This window comes from cf. Phormidesmis sp. LEGE 11477 (assembly GCF_015207105.1).
Lineage (GTDB): Bacteria > Cyanobacteriota > Cyanobacteriia > Phormidesmidales > Phormidesmidaceae > Phormidesmis.
In genome coordinates this window covers 1-12,055 of the sequence record NZ_JADEXO010000047.1, presented here as the reverse complement: position 1 = coordinate 12,055, position 12,055 = coordinate 1, and the positions used below count along the sequence as shown (strand labels likewise).

Below are 12,055 nucleotides of genomic sequence, written 5' to 3'. Positions count from 1 at the left end.
TCTGTAGAAGTGACACAGGAATACGATGCAGGCCGCGACGATTCTGAGCAGTTTGCTATCACTGGATCGATATTGCGCCAGTAAAGCAAGGTTAAGCCGGGGCTAGTCAAAGAGTGGATGGTTGAGCATAAAGCTGAAATAGACAGTGACAATGCTGGCTATGGAACCAGACAGAATACGAGTAAGCCTGAACCTCGCGAGGCTATTAAATAAAGTGATGGCGTGTTTGCGGGCTAGGGGTTAGTCGGATGGTTGAGGCTCCTGATCAACCTCTGCTTGATCGTTATTTTCGATGCTTTCTTCAATTTGCTCAAACACCTCTTCACTTATGCTATCGCCGCACAAGACAAGCATTCTATCAACAGCCTCGATATACGCTTGCTCTTCTTCGGGTCGCTCTATCCTATAAGATGTCAAGCCGCTGCGTTTCATTTGAAACTCAGCATAGGTACGTTCGCTCTCGAAGTTATCTTTAATCGCGGCCCATGAGATCCGCGCAGAGTCGCACATAGAGTATTCCTTTTCTCTGCTTCTTTCGCTATCCACTCCGACTATGTAGCCCACACCTAAAAAGAGTAAGGCTAACATCAACTTATCCATGAGTAATCCACTTCTTGACATCGCATCGTCGCTTTTTCTGTCGGGTTGCAACAACCCCTTGACCCCTACCAGTCATACTCACCATAGACTTCACCCCACTTGATAGCCTCAAGTGGCTCTGTCTACATGGTGTGGCGGTTGGAGTTTTAGAGTAAGTGATTGATGTCACCGGGCATGTCGGGAGGTAGCGGCATCTCTGATAAATCTGCGCGGGTTACGACTCCAAAATGAATAGAGTTTTATCGTGAATCTTCTATGTAATACACGACTGCCAGAAGGTACGGACTTAGATCCCGATCGTGATTGCGAGCGGTAGCGATGTGATGGATGATGCGCCAACTGCGGTGAAGTGGCCTTGCCTAGTTGGACTGTGGAGATCGCACTGACGGCCTGCTTTCAGCCGTTGATTCTATATGTACACTGGCATCGCCAAAGCCAACCGAGACAGAACCGCCAACTAGCAGTGCGGTCAAGTCCAGCGCCACGATAGCGGCGATCGCCCATAAACCCAGATGACCTTCATAGTTGTTCCTTGAAACGGCGGAGCCTACATGCCTAAGCTGTACAGCCCTCTACCTAACTAGTGGCGTTAACGGATATCCCGCTCGCCCGGCTGTACTAGCCCCACCCCGATCGCTCATTGGAAGCCTATTGGCACTGTGTCAATTAAGGAGCAATAGCCGCTAACTCTTTGTGTTCAATGCATTATCTATGTGCCACCATGCAGCTCACCAGGTCGAGGCCCAGGCGACTACTGGCACATAGCGGCGATACGTCGGATGTAGGCGATCGCGTTGACGAACGGCTCTAGCTTCGCTGTGATCGTTGTCCCGAAGGCTAGCAGGCTCATTCTCAACTTCACAGATTCATCCCGATAGTCAGCAACGCCGTTAGAGCGTTTGTGCCGTTCTTCAACAGGAGTGATCGCCTCGTTATGGCTATTGACCCTTACCAACCAGAGTTAGCCAAGCGGAAAATGATATTTGAGCTTGCACATACCCAGTTAACCAAGCTGATGAACGATCTAAGGAGACTGGGGCCGGAGTTTCGCGCCAATATGCTAAAGCTGGATGAGGCGCTAAAGGACTATCGAGACGCAGGCAAATCACTTGCTGAGTGGATTGAGCAGAAGCAGGAGAACCAAGAGGATTGAAGGAAGCGCACCCGTCATCCACACCGCCTTTCACTAGGCGGTTCTTCTCATTAGATGGCTTCAACCAAAACAAGGAAAGCCATGTTAGTCACTCCTAGTGCCTACCGCCGCTGCCGTCGCCGTCGTCAGCCGAGACAACCGTGGAGCGATGACTGTTATTGGCATACTCTGGCTGCTTACTGAGCGGTGGTTCATCGGGCGGCACCTACTATCCATCCTGACCTACATCGGCCTGTAAGTTTTGGCATTCTACAGAGAATTTGAAATTATCAAAACGCTTTTCCCTCATGGATCGGGCCACTTCAAGCTCTGCTGCCAAGTTTCATTTCTCCTGACTCAGTCCTTCGCTGGCCGACATAGCGGGTCACCTACTAACAGCCGTTAAGCGTCTTCTGTGTGATCTGAGTTCAGCTTTCTTAAGGGGAAAAGGTCTAAACTAGCGTAGTTTAAACAAGCAATTCAACTCATCCGGCGTATCACTACATTGCTGCCTAATCTATTTGGCTTCAGAAAGGACTATGAGCGTGCCATCAACTTCAATAACCCCTGTTCCAGGCTCTGACTACTCAGCTCAGATTACTCAGTTTGAGAATGGATTACTTGAATTTATAGCTCACTACGGTCTGCCGACTGATCAGGTATTTGTTTCTGTGAAAGAGCGACTAAAAGTATTTGCTAATGTTGAGGGTGTTGTAGAAAAAGTAGAGGCAGATCAACTACAGAGGTCCATATACATTTCAAAATTCATTGCTGCGGCTTCTGCTGGATTGTTTGATGCTGCCTTGAACTACATGTGGGATGAAACTATTTATGAGTTGAGAAGACGAGTAGCTCGATACGACTTAGATTACTTCTACGATGCGGCTGTCGGCAGTAGTTCAACGAAGCGAAAGAAGCTCAAGACGGAAGAAGATCTTGACAAAATATCAGACGATAATCTAATTCATGGTGCTCTTGAAATTGGTCTGATATCAAACTTCGGATTCAAGCATCTCGAATATGTCAAGTACATGCGTAACTGGGCTAGCGCTGCTCATCCTAACCAGAACGAGATCACTGGCTTGCAGCTAATTACTATGTTAGAGACCTGTATCAACGAAGTAATTACGCTTCCCTTATCCGACGTAGTTGTAGGAATTAAGCAACTTCTAGATAACATCAAAAGAAATAGAGTAGACGTAGCTGAAGCAAAGCAAATCTCTTCTTTTTTCAGAATTTGCCGAGAGAGAATGCGTACACTCTAGCTGAAGGTTTCTTTGGTTTATTTATTCAGTTGGATACAGCATCTATGACAAGGCAGAACGTCCGTCTGCTCGCACCTGATTTGTGGGAACTTGTAGATGAGCAGACGAAGCAGAGCATCGGTGTCAAATATGCTAGGTTAGTGGCCGCGAATGAGCAGCAAAAGGCTAAGTTCGCACGGGACTTTCTAGAAACTGTGTCCGGTTTGTCTTATATTCCAGACGGCCTACGCGCAGCAGAGATACAGACGGCTATTGAGGATTTGCTCTCCGCTCATAGAGGTATGAACAACTTCTATACTGAGCCTCCTTTTGCTCGACAACTAAAAAGACTTATCGGAGAGGGAGGTAATGTTCCTTCAGAAGTCGAAGAAGAGTATGTGCTTTGTCTGGTAGAAGTATTTCTAAGCAACGGTTATGGCATTGCTCACGAGGCAAACAGCGTATATGAATCTATGCTTGATCAGCTAGAGCCTAAGCAAGTCCTGATTACTGTTCTATCGTTTGCAAATATAGATATAGCGAGCAGTTTACAGATTCCCCTCTGTCGGAATCAATTTAAGGTCTTAATATCCAAAATGAAGACTAGAGTCTCAAGGCCCGCTGTCAAAGAGCTGGTTAATACAATAGAAGCCTACAGAGGTCCTCTTGACAAAATGAAGGATGATGCTCAGATTAAGCGTAAAGTAGCGCCGTTGAGGCAGATACTTTACGCTTAATTCTATGGTCATCGTCCTTGATGAGGTTTGTTAGAATGACCGCCGCTGTTATATTTGCTGCTTTTCTCTGTGATGTGTTGCTGCCGTCGCCCCTTTCGACACAGCAAGATCGCCCCTTGTTCCCTGCCTGCTACTATTGCTACCATCAGCGCTATCTTCCCTTACCGCCTCTACTGCGCTCAGTGCGATGATGTGATTTCACGCTGTCACACTATCACCTTTCTCGCGAAGAGCGATTACCCCATCTTTTCAACCCGGTGCGATCTCCCTCGGTTGTACAGCACTGTCGTTGTCGTCGCCAAGTGAAAGAGTGGTACGGTGCTGGCTGCTGCCGTCACTGGTCAGCAGGAATCGGTTATAGAGATAATAGAGAAGAGCAATCGCCCTCTTTCGCTGTCGCTGTTAAACCAATGCGATCGCCGTTGCTTCAGTCCATCCACAGAGCGATCGCCACCCCCGATTGCTCCCGTTCTGGTTGCTGTGCTGGAGCTGCCTGCCGCTAGAGCCGCTATGACGGCTATCGGGAGCAGATGGAGCTGTGCAGCCATAGTGCTTGTAGGTGAAGCAATGAGCTTACGGTTTTTCTAATGAGCGATCGCCCCTACTTCACTCCACTGGTTTTCAGGTGCAATTGCATATGAGAGCAGAATAGGCTCAATGCGTTTCAAGACATCCTTGTTTCGGTATGTACCTATCAAATCTCCTTGCCCATTGGCTGACCCCAGTTGACTTCAGGCTCAGCTAGTTCCGTCACCCGCTCTAGCAATTCGTCGAGCGTAAAGTCAGGCAAGTCGCGCGCAAGCGCTAACGTTAGCTTCTTATACTCCTTTTCTATTTCACGGAGAAGAGATCGCAACCAATACTTCAAAGCAGCCTACCGAAAGTAGATCTGGCGGCGAGGACTTTGGTATCCACTGGCCTTGAGCTTGAGTCGCCGTGATAGCCGCCTGTTAGCTTTCTCTTCTATTGTCCAACGTAGCATCTTGCCATTCCAGGGATAACAGTATTCTGTAGTGACAGCAGGCCACCTAGAGGCGTAAGGATTACCGGCATTCCAAGATTCGACCGCAGGCAATTGCCCGTGAACTAGAGCCGTGGCTACTGCCAATAGGTCTTCATCAATGCCCGGTGGCATCTGTCCAATCACTACCTGAGCGTAGTACTGTCCCTTCAGCCAGTGAGCTGTGTTTTGAAAGCAAGCAAAGAGTAACTCATAGCAGCCTTTTACAAAGCGGGGGTCATACCAAGGCGTACAGCCGTGCGCTATGGCTGTTTCAACCACGTCCCAGGGCGTGATTCCTTGCTCGTAGTCAATGGTTGAATAGAGTTGGTCAAACAGGTTAGGCATCACTAAAGCCTCTGCGCGTTGCTAGGACAGCTAGTTGTTCGTTGATAGCAGTGTATAGCGCCATCGCCTCTATCGTACCCTGATAGCCATCTCCCCAGGTTTCCATCTCTTCAACGTTCCAGGTATCTACATCAGTACGAGACTTACCCAAAATCGACTTCGCGGTGCCGTTGACAGCAGCATATACGCGCTGAGTCGCCCCAAGCTGCTGAAGTCTTTCTGTCAAACTATTGTAACTACCATCAAAGTAGTCGAGTGCGGCTTGAAGAATAGCGACATCTTCAGCGGTTAAGCCGCGCCAAAGTGCTTCTAGTGGCGGTACCTGCCGTGGATTCTGAGAAGGTCTGCTCACCGTGAAAGTCTCCTATGATTCTATAGCTGTAATATAGCGTTAAACGCTTAACATATAGCGTCTAAGTTTATATATTAAGCGTTGTTGTAGAATAAGCGGTGACTTTAGCGGTTGTTCGTATGATTCAGTGGCGATTGCGTCAGGTGATGGCTGATAGGAACATTACTAACCGAGCCCTAGCCGGACAGATCGGCTTACACGAGACCAGCGTCAGCAAATTGAAGCAGCGCGATGATATGCCGCGTGTGGATGGTGGATTGCTAGATAGGCTTTGCCTAGCCTTGAACTGTGGTCCTAGCGATTTGATAGTCTACTCGACGGATAAGGAATAGTCTGAGCTGAAGGCTGGTTACCCTTGTCGAAGCGATCGCGCCCTACCCTGTCTTAGCTTTCTGTTCGCCGCTGTAGTTAGAGTGCTCTGCCTGTCGTCACTGCTCGGGCTGAAGGGGTGGAAGCACTAAAGCGTGTGTAATTGCTACTAGCGTTTGTCTACTGAGCCGCTGCGATGACGTGATTACCTATAATCACATTTGCTAGCACGTGATCACCCCTACCGTCTGCCGCTATTGCATATATTCGCATTCTATATAGAATCTGAAAATAACGCCTAGTAGAGCTGCTCTATATCTACCGCCCCTTTGGTCAATCTAACTCAGTGCAGAGCGATCACCCCTAGCTCTACTGCCCTATCCAACCCTGCTGTCCACGTACCGTTACCGGAAGTGAGTCGGCTAGTATAGGAGATTGTGGCAGGATGTTAGTTGCTTCACTGCTGAGCGATCGCCCGCACCTTTTGAAGGAAAAGTGTTGTGCCCCCTTGTTGTATACGAAGGGGCATAGTCTGTCTACTTGAGCTTTGAAGCCAGAAGAGCGAAGGCGAGAATGATAGTAAGGTCTATGCTGGTTCCTGGCATTGGTACAGGTGGCAACGAGTGATTTGGGGCAGGTTTATTGCTAATGACAGCTATGGTAGGAAGAAAAGGATAGTGCAGTTAGCTATGGCTCTTCTAGAGGTGGCCATTCTTCACTTGTGAATGCATCAGCTATCGTACCCCAGATTCCTGCTAGCTCTCCACGGTGTTTGTATCCTTCTCCTATCAGATAATTCAATGTTGCGTTTATTCCTTGACCTGAGAGATCATTCTCAATCCAACTAATCCAATCACTGTGCTTCATCTTACGGTAGTCATCTAAGGAATCACATTTTCGAGGCTTCAAGAGTGTAGTCCAAGCGATAGGGATATCTGTGCATATTCTAGACAGTGCTCTGATATATAGAGATGAATCATCAACCGAGAAAACTGTACAGGTAAGTTCTAAAGAATTAGAGAGAGGTGACGTTATCAGGATACAACACTGGTGTGGACCGATAACGTCACCGAATGCGTCTAACTCGTTTACAAGCTCATTAATAGACCCAGCAAAGAAATCTTCTCCACGAATCTCTTCTTCTTGTTTTTTCTTTGACGTTTGAGAAACGAAGAGTGCACACAAGGCTACCTCTGGCTCGATCGCTAAAGCTCCCAATATTCCATTAGGCACAAATTCAATGTTAGGAGACGGTGGATAGATCTTGATTCTCATAACAGCGGCTGAGGTGTTAGGCAATACTCATGTACTTAAAGATGGAGTATATCATGTCGTATCTATACTGTTTCTTCACATAATGCATCATCATTTGCCTGTCCAGCCGTCTACAAATATAGACCTTCCAAACCATGCGTCCTTTGATGTCTCAAATCACATTTTCAAAACGTTTAATCGATAGAGATAGTTGGAGTGGGTAGCTATCGTTTGCCTGTCGTGAATAATCTTTTATGCAGCAGCTTTCTTTGATCGTACTATGTAGTTAACAAGCCTAAACCGCTTCTTCTGCAATTCTTTAATCAAGACGAAGACGGCATTATCTCTATCAGACGTAACTGCTCTTAGCTGAGTTTTGCTACCTGCTAAAGGAATCAGCAAGTGGGTTCCGTGGACTTCTTCCATCATTTGCTTAAAGGCTTTCTTATCCATCTGTGAGTAGCTATTGCCAATGACATCGATAGCTGCATTATCGTGGTCAACATATTCACAGCAGATAGTCATCAAGTCCCTAATACTGAGCTGATGTTCGTTGTCTTTCGTAGGCCGAAATAAGTTCGACAGGGTACGCCTTTGAAACTCTTGCCAAATGAGCTGCTCTTGCTCTGTTGTGAGGTTAGCCAGTCGATTCAGGTGTGTCATCGCTGTGGTTTCTTTAGCTTTAGATCTATGTAGACATACTATGCGATCAACCGATAGTAGCTGGCACGACTGATACCTACCTTTGCACATATATTTGTAATGCTCAGCTTACCCTCTTCAGCCAGACGCCTTGCTTCTAGCATCTGTCCTTCAGTAATACTTTTCTTCCTGTCCCTTTTGCGTCCTCGTGCTCGCGCCGCTGCTAGTCATGCAGTACGGCATCAGACGGCTGAAACAGTAGTCGGATGCCTAAAGCACGTACAACCGACTCGAATCGCCGTAGATACCGATCGACCTCAGCGGTTTTCAACTCCTTTGTACAGTAGCGAGCGGCACTGCTGCTCCAGAACGGCTTGTTGCTTTCTTTCTCGGGTGCGATCGCTCCCGTTCCTTCTGGAGGTGCGGCTCTGAATCTGGCTGCATCGGTCTTTTAAGCTTTTCACCGTTATAGAGGTGAGCGGCTTTACTAAGCTGGCGATCGAGCAACTGGCTTGAGAAATTGGCGTGATGTAGAATAGCGTTAGACACTGGAAGTAACGATGTCAGATGAACGGCTAGGGCGACTAGAAAGGGTAGTAGAGCAACTGAGCGGTACTATCGATGTTTTAGTGTCTGAATTTATTAGACCGGCTACTCAACAAGCATTTGCAAACTACGAACGGCTAGAACGGTTAGAGTCGGCTTTAGAAACGTTAGTAGCTCAATCACTGGTTAATGCTGAGCAGATAGAGGCGAATCAACAACAGATAGCGAGTAATACAGCGCAGATAGAAGCGAACCAGCGACAGATAGCCAGTAATACAGAGAGTATTACCAGACTAGAAGCTACTGTTAATGACCAATCGCAGCAGATACAGGTGCTGATTGAAGAAGGCAGAGCAGACAGACAGACACAGAGGGAAGCGCTTGCCGCAATCCTTTCTATTGGGGGTCGTGTAGACGTACTAGAGCAGCGGGCTAGTTAAATTGCCTTAGCAAGCTACCCATCCTGCAAGACACTCACATCGTTTGGTCGAGCTGCTTGTCCGTTGCGTTTGATGTGATTGCTGCTGCGTCTTCCTAGGCGCGATCGCCCCCCCTCTTTTTCGACTCAATCAGTGCTCATCGTTTTGCCTTTTCCTCTACACATAGCAATGAGTAGGGTAGTTAGCTGAGAGGTTGATTACTCCTTTCAATGTGATCTCCATTCTCAGTGCGATCGCTAGTGCTCTATTCCATCTACAGTGTGATCGCCACCACTACAACTACATCGGTGTACATAGCGCTTGGATTTTTTATACTCACTCTTATTCATACTCGTTTATGTAAAGGCTTGAGGAGATGTATTGCGATTGCCCCCTGCTTCACCTCAGTGCGACCGCCCTGGTTCTGACTGCTGTGTTAGATCTAGCCGCTGCCAGTAATGCAGTGTGGCACTAACGGCTGAAACAGTAGCCAAATGCCTACAGCTCATACAACCGACTCGAATTGCCTTACATACCGATCGCCCTCAGCCGTTTTCGATTCCTTAGTACAGTAGCGAGCTGCCTGCTGCTCCAGAACGGCTTATTGCCCTCTTTCACAGGATTGTCTCAAAACTCGTATAAGCCATCAACTGTAAGACATGATACGAAGCTGAAAAAGTAGAATATACCTGCGTTTCATGCTTTGGGCTTGGCAATAGGTTAGAAGTGTCAGAAGGGAAGATTTTCGGAACGATCACACGTACTACTTAAAAGCCTGCCAATAGTGGCTTGGTCTCTTCTCAAAGCTTGCTCCATTCGGTTTCTGTTTCAAATCGTCCCTATCCTAGATAATCGACCACACGTCTTCAGTGCATAACTGTCTACGTTCTCATAAACTCGTAGAGAAGAGTGGAGAATCTTATGAGTGTTGAATTTGAGGCAGCTGAAGCGCTGCGGCATCTCGCCCTAGATGAATCGATTAAAGCCTATGTGCTTCAGCACCCACCGCTATATCAAGCAGGTCTACAAGCCGCTATGCGTTTCATTGGCGGTGAGACGTTAGATGAATGTGTGCAGACCGGTGCCGCCACTAATCAGCAGGGCCATGCGGTCACCATCGACTTTATGGGCGAAAGTACTCGCGATGAAGTCACAGCAGCGCAGGCAACTCAGGAATTTCTCAACGTAATTCGTGCGATCACGCACAAAGGACTTGATGCATCTATCTCGTTAGATTTATCTCATATTGGTCTAGTAATTGATCCAGAACTTGCCTATAAAAACGCTCTCATTCTTGCTCGAACTGCTCACGAAGCAGGATTAGAGATGATGATCAGCATGGAAGGCGCTGACCGAACTACGCTGATTTTAGATATCCATAACAGACTATGCGAGCAGTTCTCGAACGTGGGTATCACCTTGCAAGCTTATTTATACAGAACATCAGAAGATTTAACGGTGGTCATGCAAAGACCGGGCAAGATTCGCTTGGTAAAAGGCGCTTACGAAGCACCTTCGACTCTCGTCTATTCGAGGGGAGCAGCGCTCGATGTGGCCTATCGACAGCAGATGGAATTGCTTATAGAAAGCGGACATGCTTGCTCGATTGCAACCCACGATTCTGACATATTGGATTACGCTCATCAGCTCATTCAAAACCAGGCACTAGCTACTCGCAGCATTGAATTTGAGATGCTTAGAGGTGTCACCTTGGAACGGCTAGACACGATGCACCAGCGTGGCTATCGCACTCGAATCTATCTCCCTTATGGTAAGGAGTGGCATCTATACCTATGCAATCGGCTGGCCGAGCATCCTCCCAATCTCTACCAAGCTGTGACTGATCTGGTAAACAAGGCAGCATTGCTACCTACGGTTGCCTAGCTGTCTGCGGCGCAACTAGGCAGCCTCAACAAAAGAGAGCAACAATCAAACCCAGACCATTTAGAAAGGCACAACAACTGTCAGAAAGTTTCAAGCAGAGTTTTTAGAAAGATGCGAACTATCGTGACGGGTCTCCCTCTGTTCAACGACGATGCGGGGCCATTGTTGCGCAACCTCTTCTACTGTTGTACAACGCACCGCATTAAGATCGCGTGGATAGTCTACGCCACCAGCTTCTACCTGCTTGACAGCATGAAATTGCCCGTTACTAGCGCGTAGTACCCAGCCAGTTGCACAACAATCTTCGGATACCAGATAAGCAACACCGGGTGCGACCTCAGAGGGTCGCAGTTCGTCAGGCTCGCCATCTACACCCCACATGCGCGTTTTAGCCACTGGCGAAACGGCATTCACTATGATGTTATAAGGCTGTCCTTCAGCAGCTAGTACATTGACTAATCCAATTGCACCCATCTTGGCAGCAGCATAGCTAGCAAGACCTTTCTGGACATATTGTGGATAGAGCGCCCGGTCAGAGGTTGTGAGTACGATACGTCCATACGCTGTTGTCTTCATGTGCGGCCATGCTGCTTGAACCAGCCATAGCGGTGCTTTGACAGCAACATTCATCATGTGGTCAAAAGCACCTTCTGAGATCGCTTCAATCTCCTGATAACCAACCCAGCCAGCGTTGTGAATGAGAATGTCGAGATGACCGTACGCTGATAGGGTGGTCTCAATAAGCGTTCGGCAGTCCTCTCTACTTTCGATTGGCCTACTCGCTGCCTTAGCTTCCAACCCTTGCTTGCGAAGCCGTTCTGCGGCGGATTCAGCAACAGAGTGGTCGCGGCCATCACCATCACCGTCAGCACCAATATCGTGAACGATGACACAAGCACCGCACTGCGCAAGAAGCTCAGCATAAGCAAAACCCAAGCCCCGTCCGGCTCCGGTAACAATAGCCACTCTCCCCTTAAAGTCAATCACTTTTACCTCCTTGTCTCCTTGAGTAAAAAGGTAAAATCTCTATAGCGATTTGTCCAATACCACTTTTATGCTCGTGCGATAGCTTTTGACTATCGTGAGACAACTGCATAAAGTTCTGCGCTGTTGCACTGAGCGGCTCATCGCGATGGCAGAGGAACAGCGTAAAACCCGTACTCTCTGCATCGAGAGGATAGTAGACAATCTCTTCCGCGCGAAAGCCTGTCATACTTGCCGGGACAATCGCCACGCCAATCTCGACGGCAACTAGGGCAAGCACACCGTGCATCTGATGCGCCTCTTGAACCACCTTGGGCACAAATCCATCTGCCGTACACAGTTGAATGACTCGGTGATGGAAGCCTCGACCTTCTACCGCTGGCCACATAACGAAGGGTTCGCTTGCCAAATCAGACAACGTTGTATCGTTCTGTTTTGCTAGGGGATGGGCAGTCGGTAGGGCGATCGCAAGACGATCTGTAGTGACCCCCAAATTTAGGACAGCAGCTAGAGAGAGTAATCTAGAGTCCATAGGGGGCAAGCATCATGGCAAACAAGCAAAGAAACTACAGCAGCGAATTTAAGGCCAAAGTCGTCCTAGAGG

18 protein-coding genes are annotated in these 12,055 nt (G+C 47.9%); 6 read left to right on the top strand and 12 right to left on the bottom strand.

The features are described 5' to 3' along the window. Nucleotides 1–240: 240 nt before the first annotated feature. Nucleotides 241–600, bottom strand: coding sequence for a hypothetical protein (locus IQ256_RS14770; protein ID WP_193856312.1), 360 nt, complete (start codon nucleotides 598–600; stop codon nucleotides 241–243). Nucleotides 601–1,351: 751 nt separating this feature from the next. After that, nucleotides 1,352–1,555 (bottom strand): hypothetical protein, encoded by a 204-nt coding sequence (locus IQ256_RS14765; protein ID WP_193856311.1) that lies wholly within the window; start codon nucleotides 1,553–1,555, stop codon nucleotides 1,352–1,354. Between the two features lie 21 nt (nucleotides 1,556–1,576). On the opposite strand from IQ256_RS14765, the gene IQ256_RS14760 reads away from it, so the two are divergent. The 3 genes from IQ256_RS14760 to IQ256_RS29665 all read left to right on the top strand — a co-directional run bounded on the left by IQ256_RS14760 (nucleotide 1,577) and on the right by IQ256_RS29665 (nucleotide 3,713). Next, on the top strand, nucleotides 1,577–1,753 hold the full coding sequence (locus IQ256_RS14760) for a hypothetical protein (protein ID WP_228024898.1): 177 nt from the start codon (nucleotides 1,577–1,579) through the stop codon (nucleotides 1,751–1,753). Nucleotides 1,754–2,271: 518 nt separating this feature from the next. Beyond that, nucleotides 2,272–2,997: a hypothetical protein gene (locus IQ256_RS29670; protein WP_228024897.1), complete on the top strand. Its 726-nt coding sequence runs from the start codon at nucleotides 2,272–2,274 to the stop codon at nucleotides 2,995–2,997. 44 nt (nucleotides 2,998–3,041) lie between these two features. After that, nucleotides 3,042–3,713: a hypothetical protein gene (locus IQ256_RS29665; protein WP_228024896.1), complete on the top strand. Its 672-nt coding sequence runs from the start codon at nucleotides 3,042–3,044 to the stop codon at nucleotides 3,711–3,713. 341 nt (nucleotides 3,714–4,054) lie between these two features. Here the strand turns inward: IQ256_RS29665 and IQ256_RS14750 are convergent, their stop codons facing one another. From IQ256_RS14750 to IQ256_RS14735, 4 genes are all read right to left on the bottom strand, one after another. Further along, nucleotides 4,055–4,261 (bottom strand): hypothetical protein, encoded by a 207-nt coding sequence (locus tag IQ256_RS14750; protein ID WP_193856309.1) that lies wholly within the window; start codon nucleotides 4,259–4,261, stop codon nucleotides 4,055–4,057. Between the two features lie 146 nt (nucleotides 4,262–4,407). Next, nucleotides 4,408–4,569 carry a hypothetical protein gene (locus IQ256_RS14745; RefSeq protein ID WP_193856308.1) on the bottom strand — a complete coding sequence of 54 codons (162 nt, stop codon included), beginning with the start codon at nucleotides 4,567–4,569 and terminating at the stop codon, nucleotides 4,408–4,410. 18 nt (nucleotides 4,570–4,587) lie between these two features. Beyond that, a complete protein-coding gene (locus tag IQ256_RS14740) occupies nucleotides 4,588–5,061 on the bottom strand; it encodes a hypothetical protein (protein WP_193856307.1) in 474 nt (157 codons plus the stop codon). Next, nucleotides 5,054–5,413, bottom strand: a complete 360-nt coding sequence (locus IQ256_RS14735; RefSeq protein WP_193856306.1) for a hypothetical protein — start codon at nucleotides 5,411–5,413, stop codon at nucleotides 5,054–5,056. The genes IQ256_RS14740 and IQ256_RS14735 overlap by 8 nt, the downstream gene beginning before the upstream one ends. Nucleotides 5,414–5,511: 98 nt before the next feature. On the opposite strand from IQ256_RS14735, the gene IQ256_RS14730 reads away from it, so the two are divergent. Beyond that, nucleotides 5,512–5,745: a helix-turn-helix domain-containing protein gene (locus IQ256_RS14730; protein ID WP_370623452.1), complete on the top strand. Its 234-nt coding sequence runs from the start codon at nucleotides 5,512–5,514 to the stop codon at nucleotides 5,743–5,745. A 664-nt stretch (nucleotides 5,746–6,409) separates the two neighbouring features. Here the strand turns inward: IQ256_RS14730 and IQ256_RS14725 are convergent. From IQ256_RS14725 to IQ256_RS14710, 4 genes are all read right to left on the bottom strand, one after another. After that, on the bottom strand, nucleotides 6,410–6,997 hold the full coding sequence (locus IQ256_RS14725; protein WP_193856305.1) for a hypothetical protein: 588 nt from the start codon (nucleotides 6,995–6,997) through the stop codon (nucleotides 6,410–6,412). A 231-nt stretch (nucleotides 6,998–7,228) separates the two neighbouring features. Beyond that, entirely contained in the window at nucleotides 7,229–7,639 is a 411-nt protein-coding gene (locus IQ256_RS14720; RefSeq protein WP_193856304.1) for a hypothetical protein, read from the bottom strand. A gap of 38 nt (nucleotides 7,640–7,677) precedes the next feature. Next, complete coding sequence (locus IQ256_RS30410) at nucleotides 7,678–7,797, bottom strand: helix-turn-helix domain-containing protein (RefSeq protein ID WP_193856335.1); 120 nt, start codon at nucleotides 7,795–7,797, stop codon at nucleotides 7,678–7,680. Between the two features lie 148 nt (nucleotides 7,798–7,945). After that, entirely contained in the window at nucleotides 7,946–8,167 is a 222-nt protein-coding gene (locus tag IQ256_RS14710) for a hypothetical protein (protein ID WP_193856303.1), read from the bottom strand. An 11-nt stretch (nucleotides 8,168–8,178) separates the two neighbouring features. Between IQ256_RS14710 and IQ256_RS14705 the strand changes: the two genes are divergently transcribed. Together IQ256_RS14705 and IQ256_RS14700 are read left to right on the top strand one after the other, a co-directional pair. Then, nucleotides 8,179–8,604: a hypothetical protein gene (locus IQ256_RS14705; protein ID WP_193856302.1), complete on the top strand. Its 426-nt coding sequence runs from the start codon at nucleotides 8,179–8,181 to the stop codon at nucleotides 8,602–8,604. Nucleotides 8,605–9,504: 900 nt separating this feature from the next. Continuing rightward, nucleotides 9,505–10,467, top strand: a complete 963-nt coding sequence (locus IQ256_RS14700; protein WP_193856301.1) for a proline dehydrogenase family protein — start codon at nucleotides 9,505–9,507, stop codon at nucleotides 10,465–10,467. Between the two features lie 90 nt (nucleotides 10,468–10,557). On the opposite strand, the gene IQ256_RS14695 is transcribed toward IQ256_RS14700, so the two are convergent. Both IQ256_RS14695 and IQ256_RS14690 read right to left on the bottom strand, forming a co-directional pair. After that, nucleotides 10,558–11,454, bottom strand: coding sequence for an SDR family NAD(P)-dependent oxidoreductase (locus IQ256_RS14695; RefSeq protein ID WP_193856300.1), 897 nt, complete (start codon nucleotides 11,452–11,454; stop codon nucleotides 10,558–10,560). Beyond that, a complete protein-coding gene (locus IQ256_RS14690) occupies nucleotides 11,447–11,983 on the bottom strand; it encodes a LysR family substrate-binding domain-containing protein (protein ID WP_193856299.1) in 537 nt (178 codons plus the stop codon). The genes IQ256_RS14695 and IQ256_RS14690 overlap by 8 nt, the downstream gene beginning before the upstream one ends. Nucleotides 11,984–12,055: the final 72 nt, after the last annotated feature.

What these genes read in the sequence shown, in the direction of transcription:
- IQ256_RS14770 (WP_193856312.1), bottom strand. Translation starts at nt 600, where the DNA reads ATGGATAAGTTGATGTTAGCCTTACTCTTTTTAGGTGTGGGCTACATA.
- IQ256_RS14760 (WP_228024898.1), top strand. Translation starts at nt 1,577, where the DNA reads ATGATATTTGAGCTTGCACATACCCAGTTAACCAAGCTGATGAACGAT.
- IQ256_RS29670 (WP_228024897.1), top strand. Translation starts at nt 2,272, where the DNA reads ATGAGCGTGCCATCAACTTCAATAACCCCTGTTCCAGGCTCTGACTAC.
- IQ256_RS29665 (WP_228024896.1), top strand. Translation starts at nt 3,042, where the DNA reads ATGACAAGGCAGAACGTCCGTCTGCTCGCACCTGATTTGTGGGAACTT.
- IQ256_RS14750 (WP_193856309.1), bottom strand. Translation starts at nt 4,261, where the DNA reads ATGGCTGCACAGCTCCATCTGCTCCCGATAGCCGTCATAGCGGCTCTA.
- IQ256_RS14740 (WP_193856307.1), bottom strand. Translation starts at nt 5,061, where the DNA reads ATGCCTAACCTGTTTGACCAACTCTATTCAACCATTGACTACGAGCAA.
- IQ256_RS14725 (WP_193856305.1), bottom strand. Translation starts at nt 6,997, where the DNA reads ATGAGAATCAAGATCTATCCACCGTCTCCTAACATTGAATTTGTGCCT.
- IQ256_RS14720 (WP_193856304.1), bottom strand. Translation starts at nt 7,639, where the DNA reads ATGACACACCTGAATCGACTGGCTAACCTCACAACAGAGCAAGAGCAG.
- IQ256_RS14705 (WP_193856302.1), top strand. Translation starts at nt 8,179, where the DNA reads ATGTCAGATGAACGGCTAGGGCGACTAGAAAGGGTAGTAGAGCAACTG.
- IQ256_RS14700 (WP_193856301.1), top strand. Translation starts at nt 9,505, where the DNA reads ATGAGTGTTGAATTTGAGGCAGCTGAAGCGCTGCGGCATCTCGCCCTA.
- IQ256_RS14690 (WP_193856299.1), bottom strand. Translation starts at nt 11,983, where the DNA reads ATGGACTCTAGATTACTCTCTCTAGCTGCTGTCCTAAATTTGGGGGTC.